At 70.4% G+C, this 17,687-nt stretch carries 15 protein-coding genes and 1 tRNA gene; 6 read left to right on the top strand and 10 right to left on the bottom strand.

The window, feature by feature from the left end:
• Positions 1-2: 2 nt before the first annotated feature.
• On the top strand, positions 3-1,064 hold the full coding sequence (locus ABZU43_RS09435; RefSeq protein WP_355006018.1) for an aspartate-semialdehyde dehydrogenase: 1,062 nt from the start codon (positions 3-5) through the stop codon (positions 1,062-1,064).
• Positions 1,065-1,463: 399 nt separating this feature from the next.
• On the opposite strand, the gene ABZU43_RS09430 is transcribed toward ABZU43_RS09435, so the two are convergent.
• Entirely contained in the window at positions 1,464-2,873 is a 1,410-nt protein-coding gene (locus tag ABZU43_RS09430; protein ID WP_355006017.1) for a sensor domain-containing diguanylate cyclase, read from the bottom strand.
• A 195-nt stretch (positions 2,874-3,068) separates the two neighbouring features.
• On the opposite strand from ABZU43_RS09430, the gene ABZU43_RS09425 reads away from it, so the two are divergent.
• Positions 3,069-3,848 (top strand): phosphodiesterase, encoded by a 780-nt coding sequence (locus ABZU43_RS09425; protein WP_355006016.1) that lies wholly within the window; start codon positions 3,069-3,071, stop codon positions 3,846-3,848.
• A gap of 11 nt (positions 3,849-3,859) precedes the next feature.
• Positions 3,860-4,510 carry a histone deacetylase gene (locus ABZU43_RS09420; protein WP_355006015.1) on the top strand — a complete coding sequence of 217 codons (651 nt, stop codon included), beginning with the start codon at positions 3,860-3,862 and terminating at the stop codon, positions 4,508-4,510.
• A gap of 30 nt (positions 4,511-4,540) precedes the next feature.
• Here the strand turns inward: ABZU43_RS09420 and ABZU43_RS09415 are convergent, their stop codons facing one another.
• Complete coding sequence (locus tag ABZU43_RS09415) at positions 4,541-5,338, bottom strand: alpha/beta hydrolase (protein WP_355006014.1); 798 nt, start codon at positions 5,336-5,338, stop codon at positions 4,541-4,543.
• A 280-nt stretch (positions 5,339-5,618) separates the two neighbouring features.
• Here ABZU43_RS09415 and ABZU43_RS09410 point away from each other — a divergent pair, with 280 nt between their 5' ends.
• Positions 5,619-7,325, top strand: coding sequence for a bifunctional metallophosphatase/5'-nucleotidase (locus ABZU43_RS09410; protein WP_355006013.1), 1,707 nt, complete (start codon positions 5,619-5,621; stop codon positions 7,323-7,325).
• Between the two features lie 393 nt (positions 7,326-7,718).
• On the opposite strand, the gene ABZU43_RS09405 is transcribed toward ABZU43_RS09410, so the two are convergent.
• Positions 7,719-9,002: an MFS transporter gene (locus tag ABZU43_RS09405; RefSeq protein ID WP_355006012.1), complete on the bottom strand. Its 1,284-nt coding sequence runs from the start codon at positions 9,000-9,002 to the stop codon at positions 7,719-7,721.
• Between the two features lie 150 nt (positions 9,003-9,152).
• Here ABZU43_RS09405 and ABZU43_RS09400 point away from each other — a divergent pair, with 150 nt between their 5' ends.
• Positions 9,153-9,626: a hypothetical protein gene (locus ABZU43_RS09400; RefSeq protein WP_355006011.1), complete on the top strand. Its 474-nt coding sequence runs from the start codon at positions 9,153-9,155 to the stop codon at positions 9,624-9,626.
• Positions 9,627-9,824: 198 nt separating this feature from the next.
• On the opposite strand, the gene ABZU43_RS09395 is transcribed toward ABZU43_RS09400, so the two are convergent.
• From ABZU43_RS09395 to ABZU43_RS09370, 6 genes are all read right to left on the bottom strand, one after another.
• Positions 9,825-10,649, bottom strand: coding sequence for a methyltransferase domain-containing protein (locus ABZU43_RS09395; protein ID WP_355006010.1), 825 nt, complete (start codon positions 10,647-10,649; stop codon positions 9,825-9,827).
• A 150-nt stretch (positions 10,650-10,799) separates the two neighbouring features.
• A complete protein-coding gene (locus tag ABZU43_RS09390; RefSeq protein WP_355006009.1) occupies positions 10,800-12,248 on the bottom strand; it encodes a hypothetical protein in 1,449 nt (482 codons plus the stop codon).
• Complete coding sequence (locus ABZU43_RS09385; RefSeq protein ID WP_355006008.1) at positions 12,245-12,763, bottom strand: SigE family RNA polymerase sigma factor; 519 nt, start codon at positions 12,761-12,763, stop codon at positions 12,245-12,247. Before ABZU43_RS09385 ends, ABZU43_RS09390 begins: the two co-directional genes overlap by 4 nt.
• Before the next feature lie 80 nt (positions 12,764-12,843).
• Entirely contained in the window at positions 12,844-13,056 is a 213-nt protein-coding gene (locus ABZU43_RS09380) for a hypothetical protein (RefSeq protein WP_355006007.1), read from the bottom strand.
• Between the two features lie 167 nt (positions 13,057-13,223).
• Positions 13,224-13,300 (bottom strand) — tRNA-Pro (locus tag ABZU43_RS09375).
• Between the two features lie 199 nt (positions 13,301-13,499).
• Positions 13,500-14,393 carry a metallophosphoesterase gene (locus ABZU43_RS09370; RefSeq protein WP_355006006.1) on the bottom strand — a complete coding sequence of 298 codons (894 nt, stop codon included), beginning with the start codon at positions 14,391-14,393 and terminating at the stop codon, positions 13,500-13,502.
• 25 nt (positions 14,394-14,418) lie between these two features.
• On the opposite strand from ABZU43_RS09370, the gene ABZU43_RS09365 reads away from it, so the two are divergent.
• Positions 14,419-14,874 carry a GatB/YqeY domain-containing protein gene (locus ABZU43_RS09365; RefSeq protein ID WP_355006005.1) on the top strand — a complete coding sequence of 152 codons (456 nt, stop codon included), beginning with the start codon at positions 14,419-14,421 and terminating at the stop codon, positions 14,872-14,874.
• Between the two features lie 113 nt (positions 14,875-14,987).
• Here the strand turns inward: ABZU43_RS09365 and ABZU43_RS09360 are convergent, their stop codons facing one another.
• A complete protein-coding gene (locus tag ABZU43_RS09360; RefSeq protein WP_355006004.1) occupies positions 14,988-17,405 on the bottom strand; it encodes a transglycosylase domain-containing protein in 2,418 nt (805 codons plus the stop codon).
• Between the last annotated feature and the right edge of the window lie 282 nt (positions 17,406-17,687).

Below are 17,687 nucleotides of genomic sequence, written 5' to 3'. Positions count from 1 at the left end.
CGATGACGGCGCTGCCCACCCTCGCCGTGGTCGGAGCGACAGGTGCCGTCGGCACGGTGATGTGTGAGCTGCTCACCGGGCGACGCAACGTCTGGGGCGAGATCCGGCTGCTCGCCTCCGAGCGCTCCGTCGGCCGCCGGGTGCGCTGCCGGGGCGAGGAACTCGTCGTCCAGGCGCTGACCCCCGAGGCGTTCGACGGGGTCCAGGTGGCCATGTTCGACGTGCCCGACGAGGTCTCCGCCGAGTGGGCACCGATCGCCGTCGCCCGCGGCGCGATCGCTGTCGACAACTCCGGCGCGTTCCGGATGGACCGCGACGTCCCGCTGGTCGTTCCGGAGATCAACCCCGAGCAGGTCCGCAACCGGCCCCGGGGCATCATCGCCAACGCCAACTGCACAACCCTCGCGATGATCGTCGCCGTCGCGCCGCTGCACCGCGAGTACGGCCTACGAGAGCTGGTGCTCGCCTCCTACCAGGCGGTCTCCGGAGCCGGTCAGTCCGGCGTCGACATCCTGCACGACCAACTCACCAAGGTCGCCGGTGATCGGGCGCTCGGCTCGCGCACCGGCGACGTACGTCAGGCGGTCGGCGACGACCTGGGCCCGTTCCCGGCACCCATGGCGCTCAACGTGGTCCCGTGGGCCGGCTCCCCGGCGGACAGCGGCTGGTCATCGGAAGAGATGAAGATCCGCAACGAGTCGCGGAAGATCCTCGGCCTCCCCGACCTCAAGGTCTCCGCCACCTGCGTCCGGGTGCCGGTGGTCACCGCCCACTCGGTAGCGGTGCACGCGGTCTTCGCCAGCGAGGTCGACGCCGAGGGCGCCCGCGAGGCACTGCGCAACGCACCCGGGGTGATCCTGGTCGACGACCCCGCAGCCGGTGAGTTCCCGATGCCGATCGACGCCGTCGGCACCGATCCGTCCTGGGTCGGCCGGATCCGCCGCGCCCTGGACGACCCCCGCGCCCTCGACTTCTTCGTCACCGGCGACAACCTCCGCAAGGGCGCAGCCCTCAACACGGCCCAGATCGCCGAACTCCTGGCCAAAGAACTCCGCACTCCCTAACCCCCGCTGCCTCCCCGCCCCGCTGCCTCCCCGCCCCGCTGCCTCCCCGCCCCGCTGCCTCCCCGCCCCGCTGCCTCCCCGCCCCGCCGTGCGCCGCCCCTGCTCGCGGCGCGGTTGCCCCCTGCCGCGGCCCTGCCCTCTGACCCGCGTCGATCATGGACTTGTGGTGGGGGGCGTTCACCCCTTCCGGGGCTAAAGCGCCCACCCCAAGTCCATGATCGATCTGGTCCTGAGGCTCGGGGCCCTCCGCTGCGGCGATCTTGCAGTTTCTGTGGCGGCGTAAAGGACTAGAGCGACAAAACGACAACCGAAAGTGCAAGATCGTGGGGCGTGGGGCGTGGAACGTGGGGCGTGGGGCGTGGGGCTTGGGGCGTGGGGCGTGGGGCGTGGGGCTTGGGGTTAGGCGGCGGAGAGGAGGACGCCGTCTCGGCCTTGGCGTTTGACCGCGTAGAGGGCCTGGTCGGCTCGCTTCAAGGTGCGGTCGGGGGTTTCGCCGGGGCGGGGTAGTGCGACGCCCACGCTGATCGTGCGGCCGATGCGGCGGGCCGCCTCGGTGAGTCGCTCGGCGATCCGGACCGCCTCCTCCGGGCGGCTCACCTCGATCACTGCGACGAACTCGTCGCCGCCGATCCGGTACAACTCGTCGCCGTGCCGCAGCGCCCCCTCCAGCGCCCGGGCCAACCCGACCAGCACCCGGTCACCGGCCTGGTGGCCGTACGTGTCGTTCACAATCTTGAAGCCGTCCACGTCGATCGCCAGCAGGGCCGTACGGCCGGGGGTGGCCGCAGCGATCCGCTGCCCGAACGGGCCGGTGTGCTGCAACCCGGTCAGCGGGTCGGAGCTGGCCTGCTCCCGCAGCCGGGACAGCGTGCGCAGCCGGTCCACGCTCGTCCAGGCCTGCCCGGCGAGCAACTCCATCAGGCTGACCGTGGTCGGGTCCGGGCGCAGCGCGCGTTCGTCGGCGACCAGCAGCACCCCACCGGCGTCCGTGGGCCCGACCGGCACGGCGACCAGTGTGCGTACCCCCGCCTGGGTCAGCGGGCGGTAGTCCTCGGTCGGGGGATGCCCGGCCTCGCCCAGCGTGTACCCGGCGCCGTACCGGTGCGCCCGCTCAACCATCCGGTCCAGGGCGGCCGGACCCGCAGTGGTCAACTCGGCGCGGATCCGGGTCTCCAGGTCGCTCGGCGTCGCCGGGGACGGGCCGAGCTGGCCGCCGATCAACAGCAGTGCGGTGGAGAGCGTGGAGACCTCCCGGGCGGCGCGGGCGGCTGCCCCCATCACCTCCCCCTCGGTCGGCGCGGAAGAGAGCGCGGACGCGTGCCGGAGCAGCTTCTCGCTGCGGCTCTCCACCGGTGGGCCACCGAGGGCGGCGATCCGCGCACCGAGCCCGTCGGCCAGCCGCTGTGCGGTCTCCCGCCACGGCTCCAGGTCCGTCGGCTCGCTCCACTGCAGGTCGAGTACGCCGATCGCCCGGCCCGTCGGGTCCAGCACCGGTACGCACAGCTCGGCGGTCACGTCCGGGCGTACCGGCAGGTAGTCCGGGTCGACCGTGACGTCCGGGACGACGGCGGGGGAGCCGGTCGCGTACACCCGGCCGACGATGCCGATCCGCGCCGGAACCGTGGCGAAGACCTGCCACGCCCCGGTCGCCGCGACGCAGCGCAGACGGTCGTGGACCGCGAGGAGTACGGAGATTGTCGCCGGGGTGTGGCGGGACAGCGCGGTGACAGTCCACCGACACGCCTCCGGTGTGCTCGACGCCATCGGCAGGCGGACGGTGACGTCACGGATGACTCGCTGATGATCCACTCGCACGTCGTTCCAGGTAGGGGAGGGGTCCGGCTGACGCCGAACCGCTCGATCAAGCGTACTCACGGTGGCGGGCCGGCGACCTTCGTACACACGTGCTATCCACAGGCTGTGGACGCGGCCTGTGGACGCCTGCCCCCGGGATGCCGCGCCCGGCGATAGCCTGAAGCACCCCGGCGTCGAGGAGGCGAGCCCGTGCTCATCGCCCAGCTCAGTGACCCGCACCTGACCACCGGCCTGCTCGCCGCGGAACCCGCCGCCGGGTTGCACCGGGCGCTCGGTCGGGTGCTGGCGTTGCGACCCCGCCCGGAATGCGTGGTGATCACCGGCGACCTGGCCGACCACGGGAAACCCGAGGAGTACGCGGCGCTGCGCGAGGTGATCGGCGCATTCCCGCTGCCGGTGCACCTGGCCACCGGTAACCATGACGACCGGGAGTCGCTGCTCGACGCGTTCGGGGGCACGCCGTGGCTCGGCGGCGGCTTCTCGGCCTACTACCACGTCGACCACGAAGCGGTGTCGGTCGTGGTGCTCGACTCGCTAGTCCCCGGCAGCGACGGCGGCCAACTCGGCGAGGAGCAGCTCAGCTGGCTCGACGGGGTGCTGGCCGGGCGGCCCGAGGTGCCCGCCGTGCTCTTCCTGCACCACCCGCCGGTCGCGGTCGGCATTCCGGTGGCGGACACCATCCGGCTCGCCGACGGTGATGCCCTCGCCGAGGTCATCGGCCGGCACCGGCACGTCGTCCGGGTCGCCGCCGGCCACCTGCACCGCCCGGTCACCACGGCGTACGCGGGCACGGTCCTCACCGTGGCCCCCAGCACCTGGAAGCAGAGCACGCTCACCATGAGCGCCGACGAGCAGATCGGTTGGGTCCACGAGCCCACCGCCTTCCTGCTGCACTCGGTCGAGTCTGGCGGCTGCGTGACCCACACCGTGCAGGTCAGCCACTCCACCGGGCAGACCTGCGGCTTCTGAAGGGCTACGTCGTGCTGGCCTGGTACGTCTCGTACGGCTCGAACATGCACGCCGCCCGGCTGGCCTGGTACATCGGTGGCGGCTGCCCGCCCGGCGGAAAGCGGACGTACCCGGGCTGCCGCGACCGGCGCCCACCCAGCCGGTCGACGCCCGTGTCGCTGCCCGGCGGCATCTACTTCGCCGGCGAGTCCGGTGCCTGGACCGGCGGTATGGCCTTCTACGACCCGCACCTGCCGGGCGAGGCCGCGGCCCGCGCCTACCTGGTCACCCTGGAGCAGTTCACCGACATCGCGGCCCAGGAGATGTACCGCCCGCCGGGCGACACGACCGAGCTGATCCCGGCGACCGACGCGGCCATCGCCGCCGCCGTCGCCAACGGACGGGCCACGCTCGGCCCCGGGCGGTACGAGACGCTGATCTCCCCGGGCAGCCGCGACGGTGTTCCGATGCTCACCTTCACCGCCCCCGAGGGGGCGTCAGCCGTGCCGTGCCGACCTCCCGCGTCGATCTACCTCGGCATGATCGCCCGAGGGCTGCGCGAGTCGCACGGCTGGCCCGCCGAGCGGATCGCCACCTACCTGGCGGCCCGGCCGGGCGTGGCGGGCGCCTGGCCAGCGGACGCCGTCACTGCAGTGGTCGACAAGGCGCTGGCCGACGGCTGACCCGCCGGCTCGCGCCTCCGCGGTCGCAGGTCAACCGAGCAGGAACTCGCGCAGCGCGGGGGCCAGCGTCGTCGGGGGCACGTCGTGGTAGCCGCCGTCGAGGCTCACTGACCGGCCGCCGGGTACAGCCTCGGCCGCCGCCCGACTCGCGTCCCGCAACCACTGTGGACTGCCGGTGCTGTCCACTGCGAGGGTCGGCGCGGTGATGGTCGCCAGCCGGTCGGCGGGGAGTCGCCCGCCGGCCGTGACGATCGCGTCGTACACCAGGGTGTGCGCGATCGCCGTCAGCCCACCCCACATCGGTTGCGACCGCATCCCGCTGATCTGCTCGGCCGGCAGCCCCACCGAGGAGCTGAGGAAGGTCTCCACCGCGCCGTCCCGGTCGTCGGCGGCGATCAGCTCGATGAGCTGCGGTGTGATGTCCTTGCCGACGCCCACGTGCGGACCGACCCGGAACGGTGGCTCGAACATGACCAACCTGGTCACCGGTAGATCCTGTGCGGTGGCAAGGGCGGCCAGGACGGCCCCGGAGGAGATGCCGTAGACGGCGGCGGAACCACCCGCCGCCGCGATCAGGGCGGCCAGGTCGTCGATCTCGCGGCCGACCTCGTACGGTGCGGTGTCACCGCTGTAGCCCCGACCGCGACGGTCATAGCTGAAGACGGTGAAATCCGGTGCCAACGCGGCACCCAGGTCGCGGGTCGCGTTGCGATCGCTGAACGCGCCCCCGACGAGGACGACCGCCGGCCCGGCACCGGACCGTTCGAACGCGATGGGCGTGCCGTCGACCGATCGCACCTGCTCCGCCACGGGTGTCGTTCCGCTCACGATGCCGTCCCCCAATCCTCGTAGGCTGCCCTGTCCTTTCTAGACCCTGGGCCTGACGTTGTCCGGCAGACCGCGTTAAACGATGATCGATAACGGCCTCGGCGTACGCGCAGCTCCGATGCGCTGCCCGGGTCGACCGGTGGGCGTCCGGATGAGAGGCTGTCGGGGCGGGGGCCATGCTCAACCACCGTCATCCGCGACCCTTTCGACGGCGTCCGTCGGCGGCCCCGGTCGACCCAGAGGCCAGGCACCGTACGCGCCGATTCTCACGAGGAGATCCATGTTCATACCCGGGATGCGTCGGGCCGCTGTCGGCCTGACCGCGCTCGCGGTGGCCGCTTTCGGCGCGGTCGCCACCAGCCCTGAACAAGCCGACGCGCGGCCGAAGCCGGTCGACGTCACCCTGCTCGCCCTCAACGACTTCCACGGCAACCTCGAACCGCCGAGCGGATCCAGCGGCACCATCGCCGGGCAGACCGCTGGTGGCGTCGAGTTCCTGGCCACCCACCTTGCCGAGCTGCGCGCCGCAGCCAAGAAGAAGAACACCATCACCGTCGCCGCCGGCGACCTGATCGGTGCGTCCCCGCTGCTCTCGGCCGCGTTCCACGACGAGCCGACCATCGAGGCGCTGAGCATGGCCGGGCTGGACTACGCCAGCGTCGGCAACCACGAGTTCGACGAGGGAGCCGCCGAGCTCCTGCGGATCCAGAACGGCGGCTGCCACCCGGTGGACGGCTGCATCGACGGCACCCCCTACCGGGGAGCCGGATTCCAGTACCTGTCCGCGAACGCCTTCAAGACCGCCACCGGGAAGCCGCTGATGGCGCCGTACGCGATCCACAAGGTGCAGGGCGTCAAGGTCGGCTTCATCGGCATGACCCTGGAAGGCACCCCGCAGATCGTCAGCCAGCAGGGCGTCGCCGGCCTCAGCTTCGCCGATGAGGCGGACACCGCCAACCGGTACGCGCGCGAGCTGCGCCGCAAGGGCGTACAGGCGATCGTCGTCCTGCTGCACGAGGGCGGCACTCAGGCCGCGACCGGCGGGATCAACGACTGCGTCGGCATGACCGGCCCCATCGTGGACATCACCAACCGGATGGACCCGTCGATCGACGTGGTGGTCAGCGGGCACACCCACCAGGCGTACAACTGCGACATCAACGGCAAGCTGGTCACCAGCGCCAGCTCGTTCGGTCGCCTGGTCACCGACATCGACCTGAAGATCGATCGCCGGAGCGGAGACGTGGTCTCCGCCGCCGCGAACAACGTAGTGGTCACCCGCGACGTCGCCAAGGACCCGAAGCAGACCGCGCTGATCAACCGGTACAAGACAGTGCTCGGCCCGGTCGCCGGACGCCAGGTCGGCGTGACCAACCAGGCGATCACCCGGAGCCAGGAAACCCTCTTCGGTACGAGTCTAGGCGAATCGCCACTGGGCAACCTGATCGCCGACGCGCAGCTCGCCGCCACCGACGACGAACAGAACGCCGTCGCCGCCTTCATGAACCCGGGCGGGGTCCGAGCCGACCTCGACGCCGGCCCGGTCACCTACGAGGAGGCGTTCACTGTGCAGCCGTTCGCCAACAACCTGGTGACACTGGACCTCACCGGTCAGCAGCTCTACTGCGTACTGGAGCAGCAGTTCGTCACCGGTCGGACCCTGTACCCGTCGGCCACAGTGGGCTACGTGGTCGACCCGAACGGCACCACCGGTACGGTCGCCGACCCGTGCGCCGGCACCCGCGTGGTCCGGGGCAGCCTCACCCTCGGCGGCACCACCGTCGACACCGCCGCCACCTACCGGGTGACGGTGAACAACTTCCTGGCCGGCGGAGGCGACGGCTTCAGCGCCCTCACCGGCGGCACGAACCTGGTCACCGGCCAGATCGACCTGGACGCCTTCGTCGACTACCTGACCGCCCAGTCGCCGGTCTCCGCACCGACGCTGGACCGGATCCGCACCACCGCCGAGGTCCCCGCCGCCTGACGGCCGACTTTCGCGACATCGGGCCCCGGAGCACCAGCTCCGGGGCCCGACCCGTCCCAGCCCTCGCGAGGCCGCGCTTGTGCTTGCCTGCGCCTGTCTGCCCTCCCGTGCTGCCCGCGCGCGCCCCTTTTAGGGCAAGATCGCGCTCGAACATGGATGTAGTGGCATCGGTGCCGCGGGATGCCACTGCATCCAGGATTTAGCGCGATCTTGGTCCGCGACAAGATCATTGGCGGGTTCAATCAGGTAGATTCGCGCAACTTCTCCGATGTTGCTGTCTCCCGGGCGCCCGAGGCACCAACTTCCGGGAGGTTGTGCGGATCTTGGTGCAAGGGGCGGGGCGGGGCAGCGTGCTTGGTGAGGTCGGGGGCGGGGCGGAGGGGGCGTCGGGGGTCAGGCGGAGGCGGGCGTGGGGGTGGGGGATGCCGGGGTGGTCGTCGCGAGACCGTCCTGCTCCGTGGTGAGCAGCCGGCGCAGGGAGAGCGCGACCAGCGAGGCGACCAGGCAGCCGCCGACCACCGTCGCCACCCAGACCATGCCGTTGGCGGCGCCGATGAGTGGGCCGGCGGTCACTGGGCCGATCACACCGCTGATTCCGAAGATCATCGAACTCATGGCGTTGTACCGGCCGCGCAGCTCGTCGGTGGCCAGCGCGTTGGTCAGTGCGGGCATCACCGGGGACAGCATCGTCTCGCCGAAGCCGAAGATCGCCGAGCAGAGCACCACGCACAGGGCGGCCAGTACGGCGTTCTCGGCACTGACCAGGCCGGCCACGCCGAGGACCAGCCAGGCGGCGGCGAACACCGCTCCCACCACTGCCAACGCCCGGGTGCGGCTGCGCCCCTCGATCCGGCGGATGACCACCAGTTGCGCGAGCACGATCATCACCGTGTTGGCCGCGAGTGCCCAGGCCACGACCCGGGGGTTCACCTCCGCCACGCGCACCGCGTACGCGGCGAAGCCCACCTCCACCTGCGCGTAGCCGCAGGTGGTGAGGATCAGCCCGAAGATCACCAGCCGTCGGAACGGGCGGTCGCGGAGCACCGTCAGGTAGCCGCCGGGCGACGGTTCGTCGACGCCTCGACGTTTGCCGAGTCGGTGGCCCACCCCGGGCAGCGTGAGCAGGATCAGCGCCGGCATCAGGTACGTCACCGCATCAAGCAGGTAGAGCGCCTGGAAGGTGCCGGGCCGGGCGGTGTCGACGATCGCGCCGGAGGTCATGCCCCCGATGCCGATGCCGAGGTTGAGCAGGGCGAAGTTCAACCCGAAGACGCGTTGCCGTTCATCGTCGTCGGTCAGCGACGCGAGGATGGTGTTCTGCCCGGACCAGATCGCCGAGCTGCCGATGGCGACCACGGTCATCACCAGCAGGGCCGAGCCGGTCGAGTGGACCAGCGCCAACGAGCCGGTGCCGATCGCTTCGATCAGCAGGCAGGGCACCACCACCCGGCGGGCGCCGATCCGGTCGATCAGCGTCCCGCCCAGCGGCGACAGGGCCAGGGTGACCACGCCGTACCAGCCGATGACGAGCCCGGCACGGGTGTCGGTGAGCCCGCGCACGTCGGTCAGGTAGATGAACAGGAACGGCAGGGTCAGACCCCGCCCGATCGCCGACAGCAGTGTGCCGAGGAGGATCCGGCGAGCTTCCGAACGGCGGGGCAGGGCACGACGCAGCATGCCGGCATTCTGTTCGGTGGGTCTGACGCCGCGCGAACCGTTTTGGCCACGACTCGCGGTCACCGGGACCATTCGGTGACCAATCCCACGTTGATCCACTCGCTGTGATCGCGGTCGGTCGGTGTCCGTCGGGTCTGCGATGCTGGCGCGATGACCGGCACCTGGCGACATCTGCCCGCTACCGCCCGCGCCATCGCGTTGACCGCGACGACGGCAGTCGCCGCCGCCCAGGCGCGCGACGGCCAGGCGTACGACGAGGCGGTCGGTGGTCTCGCCGCGGACGAGCGTTCCGGCCTGGTGCTCGGCGCCGTGGTCCGGTTGCTGCTGGAGGAGAGCCATCCGGACGGGTTGACCGGCGACGACATCCGCCAGGTGTTGACCCGCTGCGTGCAGGAGTCGACGCGGTGGCGAACGGATGTCGACCCGCACGTGGTGCTCGTCCTGCTGGCCGGCGCGTTGGGCGTGTACGACCCCGACAGCGACGAGTCACCGCCGGACGCGCCGGCGCTGGCCCGACACGCCCCGCTGCTGGTGGCCGACCTGTTGACGGCGACCAGCGTGCCGTTGGACGACTACCTGGCCGCCGCGTTCACAGAGATCGAGCGCACCGAACGGCAGGACTGAGCGCACCGCGCCGGCAGGACTGAGCGCACCGCGCCGGCAGGACTGAGCGCGCCGGGCGGCAGGACTGAGCGCACCGGAGGCGGCAGGACTGAGCGCGCCGGGCGGCAGGACTGAGCGCACCGGAGCGGCAGGACTGAGCGCACCGAACGGCAGGACTGACCGGCCGCGCCACCTCGAACGGGGTGGCGCGGATGGGCATCAGGCCGGGTCGGGGGTCCGCCGCGCGACGACCTCCAGGTACTCCGCCGGGATGCGGACAGTGGCGTCGGTGGCACGGTTGTGGGTGCGGACCAGTTCCACCAGATCGGCGTGCAGGTCCGGGCGGCGCTCCTCGGGCAGTGCTTCGAACGCCTTCAACGTCGGCCCGTAGTTGACCCGGAAGAAGTCGGCGAACTCCTCCGGTGTGCCGAAGCGGAAGACGAACTCCCGGCGTACCGCCCGCAGTTCACTCACTGCCGCGCCGAGCAGCTCGCGGACCCGGCCCTCGTCGCCCCACTCGACCGGCGGGCGCAGCCCCGCTGGTGGCGGCACATGCCGCCCCACCGTCCGGAACAGGTCGCCGATGAAGCCCTGCGGTGTCCAGGACGCCAGCGCCACCGTGCCGCCGGGCCGGCAGACCCGGGCCAACTCCGCCGCCGCCCGCTCCTGGTCCGGCGCGAACATCACCCCGACGACGGAGAGGACCGCGTCGAAGGACCCGTCGGCATACGCCAGGCGCTCCGCGTCGCCGGTAACGAACGTGACCGGAAGTCGTTCCGCGGCGGCGCGGGCCTGGCCGCGTTCCAGCAGTTCGGGTACGTAGTCGACGCCGGTCACGACGCAGCCGCAGCGGGCTGCGGCGATGGCGGCGTTGCCGGACCCGGTCGCCACGTCGAGTACGCGGGCGCCGGCGGAAAGGTCGGCGGCGGTCACCAGAAGCTCGGAGATCGGGTGGATGAGAGCGGCGACCGCGCCGTAGTCACCGCTGGCCCAGGTCACCTGCTGGCGTGCCTTCACGGCGATGAGATCGGGTGCGATGGTCATCGGTGGTCTCCCTCGGACAGTGTGGTGTGCCACTGACGTTAGGGGCGGCAGCCCCTGCGGGGATCGGTAGAAACACCTATACGAGCAGCTCAAGGCTGTTGGCGAGGTGTCCGATAGGCGTCACCGTGCCGGCGGTCCACTCGGACGCGATCACTCCTGGTTCCAGGTGTCGGTCTCAGTTGTCCGCTGGGCGCCCTGCTTGGAAACCGGACCGCTGGCAATCGTCCCGCCGGAGGCGTCGAGCGCCTCCACGACAAGGCCCGCGGTGGGGCGGGGCACCTGCATGGCCGTCCCGGAGCCGCTGACGGCGCTTCTCGCCACCTCCTGCCCGTCGCGCAGGACGCGCACCGTGGTGGCGGCTGCCGGCGTCACCACGAGCAGGAATTGCTGACCCTCGCCACCGCCGTCGTCATCGTCGATGGACACGGCCAGCACGCTGTCGGGATCGGTCGGGTCGGCCGTAGCGGTGAAGGAGGTGCCAGTGCTGAGCACGCCGTCGGCCCGTGGCCGATCGGGGGCGATCGACACCTCGCCGACCCAGCCGCCGCCCACATTGGGCGCAGCCAGGACCGTCACCTTGCCGTCCTGCACCGTCGGCTCTCCAGCGGCCGGCGACGTGTCGGCTGGACCGATAGGGAGGCCAGCAACGTGCCCGCCCCACACCACGCTCGGAAGGGCGGTCAGTCGGTAACCCTCTGACTGGGCCCACTGGTACGTCAACTCCCGGGCGCGTTGCTGCTCGACACTGCCGCGTACGCGGGACATCGCCGTTGCGAGCTGGGCGTCGGTGATCGGCTTGGAGGCCAACGACCCCGGTCCGGGCATCATCTGACGGGTCACCGCGCCGCAGTCGACCCGCCACCACTCGGGCCGGTGGGTCTTCGCCGTACGGACCAGGTAGGACCCGGTCGGCTCCAGGGCCCACCGGAAGGTGTCGCCGTCGGGCAACGGTGAGCTGAGGAAGATACATCCGGCCGGGGCGATCGCCACGTGTGCCGCCTCCGGACCGTCCACGGCCAGGCTCTCGTAGGGTTCCAGGGCATCGCTGACCGACCGGATGGCGGCGGTGCCGGCCAGTTCCCGGGCGCTGGCACCTTTGTCGGCGACCAGCCACACAGCGGCGCTCGGCCAGCCGGTGACCGGATCGGGTTGGTTGCGGACGAAGGCGGCGAGCGCGACCCGGTGGTCGTCCACGTCGTCGGCGAAGAGGACCCTCACCCCGCTCACCGGCACCTTCAAGCGAGAGAATTCGCCCCGGGTTTGGGCGGCCAACAACTGTTCAGAGAGCTGACGGACGTAGCTGTCGTCCCCGGCGACGGCACCGCGCGGCGGCGACTGGAGAAGTCGGTCCGACCACGCCAGGACGGGCGCGATGGACTCGGACGGGTCCGCCGGTGGTGGCTGCGTGGTGCGACCCGGGCTGGCGATGGCGAAGGCCGTGCTCCCCACGGAGACCACGAGGGCCAGAACCAGCCCGCCGAGGCGTCGCTGCCGGCTCCGTCGGAATCGCGCCCTCGCTCGGCCGTACGGGTCCGGCTGCGGGGTCAGCGTCCTGCTCAACTCGGCCAGGGCCTGGCTCAGCTCATCGTCGACAGTCATGGTGCCACCCCCGTCATCTTCGTCGTCCCGGTCGGTGCTGGATCCGCTGCCAGCGTCAGACGCAGGCGAGCCAAGCCTCGTGATGCGCGACTCTTGACCGACCCGACAGAGCAGCCGAGAGCGGCCGCGACCTCCGCCTCCGGCAGGTCGACCACGTACCGAAGCACGATCACCGCACGGGTACGAGGTGTCAGCTCCCGCATCGCCTCGTAGAGAGCGCGCCGTTCGGCAACCGTCTCAGTCATGTCCCGGGTGGGCCGCTCAGGGAAGAAGGCCGTAACCACCTCGTGCATCCGATGGCGGCGCCAGACGCTGATGTGCTGGTTGATCATGACTCGCCGCAGGTAGGCCATCGGATCGTCGACCCGCCGCCACCGACGCATCACCTTCACCAGCGCAGCCTGCACCAGGTCCTCGGCATCCTGGGCCGAGCCGGTGAGGTGGTACGCCACGCGCAAGAGATCCACGTAGCGCGTCTCGACGAACTCTCGAAAATGCTCGTCGTCAACTGCCATGAGCCCCCGCCTTGATTGGTTACCTCTCACGACTCCGACGAGGGTCGAAAGGTTGAAGGCGAGAGCCCGGTTACCGGTCGCTACGGGTAGGTACTCCCGGTCGTTGAAACCCAGACCAGGAACACGATCGTCGCGACGACCCCGGTGACCGCGACCAGACCGGCCGCCAGGGCCGCGCGAGGCGAGTTGCGCCCGCGCAGCTCGAAAGCAGCGGTGATGGTGAACAGCAACGCGAACACGTCACATGCGGCGAGACCCAGCAGTCCGATGAAGCTCAGCAGCCCTTCGACCACGGGGTGCCCCTGCCGTGCCGTCGGGCTGGATCCACGGCGCAGGCGTCTGAGGGTGGGTCATACGCGGACGCTAGCCAAGCGGCCGTAGCGCGGGAATCGGTCGAGAGGGCTTGCCGGGGCAGACAAAAAGGCCAGGTGAGAGAAGATCTCACCTGGCCTTTTACCTCTGGTCGGGGTGGCCGGATTCGAACCGACGACCTCTTCGTCCCGAACGAAGCGCGCTACCAAGCTGCGCCACACCCCGAGGCGTGCCGACAAATAGTAGCCCACCCGCCCCGATGGTCAAACTCGGTACCCCCGCCGCCCTGACCCTGCCCGGAGAGGCCAAGATCCGTACAACTTCCGGGATGTTGCTGCCTCACGAAGCGCCGAGCCAGCAACATCCCTGATGGTGCGCGAATCTTGAAGCCGCGAAGAGGCGGGGCGGCAGCGCGGCGCGGCGGTCAGCGGGGGATGAGGGTCAGGATGCTGGCCTCCGGGGGGCAGGCGAAGCGGATCGGGGCAGTCGGGTGGGTGCCGAGGCCGGCGGAGACGTGCAGCCAGGAGTCCGAGCCCGGCCACCGGTGCAGGCCACGTGCCATCGAGCGGGGCAGGCCGCAGTTGGTCACGAGCGCCCCGTAGCCCGGTACGCAGACCTGACCGCCGTGGGTGTGCCCGGCCAGCAGCAGCCCGAAGCCGTCCGCCGCCATCTGGTCGAGCACCCGTGGCTCGGGTGAGTGCGTCACCGCGATGGAGAGGTCCGCCGAGGACGACACCGCGCCGGCAACGGAGGGGTAGTCGTCCCGGTCGATGTGCGGATCGTCGACGCCGACCAGGTCGAGCTGTCGACCGCCGGCCTTCAGCATGGTCCGGGCGTTGTTGAGGTCCGCCCAGCCGGCGCCGGTGAAGACCTGACGCAACTCCTCGTACGGCAGCTCGACGCCCTCGGTGTACTCCCGGTCGGGCAGGAAGTAGGTGAAGGGGTTCTTCAGCACCGGCCCGGTGTAGTCGTTGGAGCCGAACACGAACGCGCCCGGGTAGTCCAGCAGTGGTTGCAGGGCCCGCAGCACCCCGGGCACCGCGCCGGGGTGCGCCATGTTGTCGCCGGTGACCACCACCAGGTCGGGGTCGAGGGCGGCCAGCGATGCCACCCAGCGCTGCTTGCGCGCCTGGTCGGGCATCATGTGCAGGTCCGACAGGTGCAGCACGCGCAGCGGCTCCGCGTCGGCCGGGAGCACCGGCACGTCGTACCGCCGCAGGGTGAACATGTTGCGCTCGACGAGCGACGCGTACGCGAGGGTTGCCGCGCCGATCGTGGCGGTTCCGGCGGCGAGCCGGAATAGTGTGCGCTTTCGCATGGCGTTCAGGGTAGTTTGACCGTCCATGAGCACGCTGAAGGACCGCCTCACTGCCGACATGCGTACCGCGCTCAAGGCGCGCGACGAGCTGACCACCTCCACGCTGCGGATGGCCCTGGCCGCCGTCGGCACCGCCGAGGTCGCCGGCAAGGCCAAGCGCGAGCTCACCGATGACGAGGTGCTCGCGGTGCTGACCAAGGAAGCCAAGAAGCGTCGGGAGGCGGCCACCGCCTTCGCCGACGCCGGGCGCGCCGAGCAGGCCGCTAAGGAGAGCGCCGAGGGCGAGGTGTTGGACCGCTACCTGCCCAAGCAGCTCTCGGACGCCGAGCTGACCGAGCTGGTGTCGGGGGCGCTCGCCGCGGGCGGCTTCACCGGCAAGTCCCAGATGGGCCCGGCGATGAAGGCGGCCCAGGCCGCGGTGGCCGGCCAGGCCGAGGGTGGTCGGGTGGCCGCCGAGGTACGCCGACAGCTCGGTCTCTGACCCGACAGGGTCAGCGGCGCGGCAGGACGTGTCGTAGCTACCCGCTGGTCCGGACAGATGGAACGGGCGGGCACCCCTGAAGGGTGCCCGCCCGTTGTGTCCTACCCGTCGGTTCAGCCGCCGGGGCGACCACCTGGTCGGCCCCCGGGCTGGCCGCCCGGAGTCCCGTCGGTGTTGCCCGGCGTGCCGCCACCGCTGCTGACCTCGATGGTGACCACGCCACCCTTGATGGTGCGTCCGTCCGGGCTGGTGCCGGCCGCTTCGCCCGCCTTGCAGGAGGACGGCACCTTGGCGCTGGAGACGACCGGCTCGAAGCCGGCACCCTTGAGCCGGGACTTCGCGGTGTCCACCGAAACGCACTTCACGTCGGGGATGCTGCGCTGGTCACCCAGGGAGATCTTCTGACCCGGCGCCTCAAAGTCGATCTTCGGCTTGCCCTTCATCGCGTCCCGCAGCGTCTCCCAGACCGGCGGGTTGATGCCGTCCTTCTCCGCGTGCTTCATCTGCACGTTGGTCTGCGGCCAGTCCGGGTCGGCCATGATGCCGGCGACCGCGTACTGCTTGGTCATCGCGACCAGCGCGGCGGTCTTCTCCGAGTCGGTGGTGCCCGACTTGCCGGCCACCGGGTAACCGACGTCGCCGCGCACGTTGCCGGCGGTCGCCCCCGCGCACCGGGAGGACGACGACTTGTCACCGACCGGGCACCGGGCCGCGTCCACGGCGGCGCGGGCCACCTCGGTGCTGAACCGCTTCTCGCAGCGCGGGTTGGCGATGTCCAGCTTGTTGCCCTCCGGGTCGCGGATCTCCTGCACCGGGATCGGCTCGCAGTACTTGCCGTCCGCGGCCAGGGTGGCGTAGGCGTTGGCCAGGTCCAGCGGGGTGGTCTGCGAGACGCCCAGGGTGAACGCGCCCCACTGGTGCGCGCCCTTCTCCAGCGTCAGATCTTCCTCGGAGCGGAAGTTGATGCCCAGTCGCTTGGCGGCCTTGACCACGTTCTCGGCACCGACCTGCTGTTGCAGCGGCACGAAGTAGGTGTTCACCGACCGGCCGAACGCGGTCCACATGTTGTTTGGGCCGGCCATGCTCTCGGTCGAGTTGGTGGGGCAGTAGAAACTGGTCCCCGGGCAGGCTGCCGGGCCGGGGCGGATGATGTATTCCGACTTGAACTGCTTCGGTGCGTTGATCGAGTAGCTGAGCGGGATGCCCTTCTCCAGCGCCGCGACGATGGTGAACATCTTGAACGTCGACCCGGCCTGGTAGCCGGTGATGCCGTCGCCACCGGTGAGCAGCGGGTTGACAGTCGCCGGGTAGTTGCCCCGAATCTTCTTCTTGCTCTTCGCCGGATCGCTGGAGATCTTGTTCTTCGGGTTCTTCGGGTCGTCGAGCTTGAACTGCCGGTTGACCGCGAGCGCCCGCACCCGGCCGGTGCCCGGCTCGACGACCGCGACCATCGCGGCTTCCTTGCTGTTGATGCTCTTGGCCTTACGGACCGCCTTGTCCGCGGCGCTCTGCGCCTTGACGTCGATCGAGGTCACGACGGTGTAGCCACCGCTCTTGAGCCGGCGCTCCCGGTCGTACCTGGTCGAACCGAACGTCTCCTGATCCATCCACCAGCGGTAGAAGTAGTCGCAGAAGAAGCCCCAGCTGTTGACGTTGGCGGCGACGCAGCCGTTCGGGGTGCGCTTGTCCTTCACCACCAGCTTGGTCGCCTTGGCGGCGTCCGCCTCCTGCTGAGTGATGGCCTTGATGTCGACCATGTTCTGGATGACGTAGTCGCGGCGATCCAGCGCGAGCGGGTAGCCGAGCTCGGTGGTCGGGTCGTTCGTCGTGGGCGCCTTGACCATGCCGGCCAGCAGCGCCGCTTCCTCGATCTTCAGCTTGCTCGGCGGCTTACCGAAGTAGACCTGGCTGGCGGCGTAGATGCCGTACGCGCCGTTGCCGAACGAGGCGAGGTTGAGATAGCGGGTGAGGATCTCGTCCTTGGAGAATTCCTTGTCGACCTGGAGGGCCAACCGCATCTCGCGCAGCTTGCGGGCGCTGGTGTCCTCGGTCGCCGCGACGACGTCCGCCGGGTGGGTGGCCGAGTACGCGATGGCCAGCCGGACGTACTGCATGGTCAGCGTCGAGGCGCCCTGTCGGCCGGAGCCTTCGCTCTGGTTGTTGACGAACGCACGGGCGACACCGTTGATGTCGACGCCGTTGTGCTTGTAGAAGTCATGGTCCTCGGCCGCGATGATGGCCTTCTGCATGAACGGCGAGATGTCGGCGAGCTTGACGTCCCGTCGGTTCTCGTCGTACATCGTCGCGAGCGGTGTCTTGCCGTCCGATGCCATCAGGTAGCTGATCTGTGGCGCGCGGGCCACCGTCAGCTCCGTGGGTAGGGCACCGAATGTCTCGGCGCCGGCCTTCGCGGCCAGGCCGGACATCGCTACCGCGGGGAAGGCCGCCGCAGCGACCACCACGCCGGCCAGCAGGCCACACACCAGTAGCGATGCGGCGTTGGTCAGCACATTGTGGTCACGTTTCCGCATCCAGGTCACCTCAGCAGGGTACGCGAGTAGGGAACGAGGGGCGCTGGGGCGTTCTTTCCCCATTTCCTGCGCGCGCTGCCCTCGTTGTGCTAAACGCACGACCCCCGCTACTTGGTTGCGTGTGACCTGGCGTGAGTCTCCTCCGATTCAGTGGGGCGGCGCAGCGTTATCGCTGACCTCGGCGGGGTAACCGGCGGTCGAAGGCCCGGGAAGCCGGGACTGTCCGAAATGATGGATTTCGTCGACAACGTTGCGTAATCAGTCGACTACAGAGCATGATGG

It is taken from the genome of Micromonospora sp. NPDC005205, from assembly GCF_040608275.1.
Taxonomy (GTDB): Bacteria; Actinomycetota; Actinomycetes; order Mycobacteriales; family Micromonosporaceae; genus Micromonospora.
The sequence above is the reverse complement of the archived record's forward strand: the minus strand, read 5'-3'. Positions and strand labels throughout refer to the sequence as shown.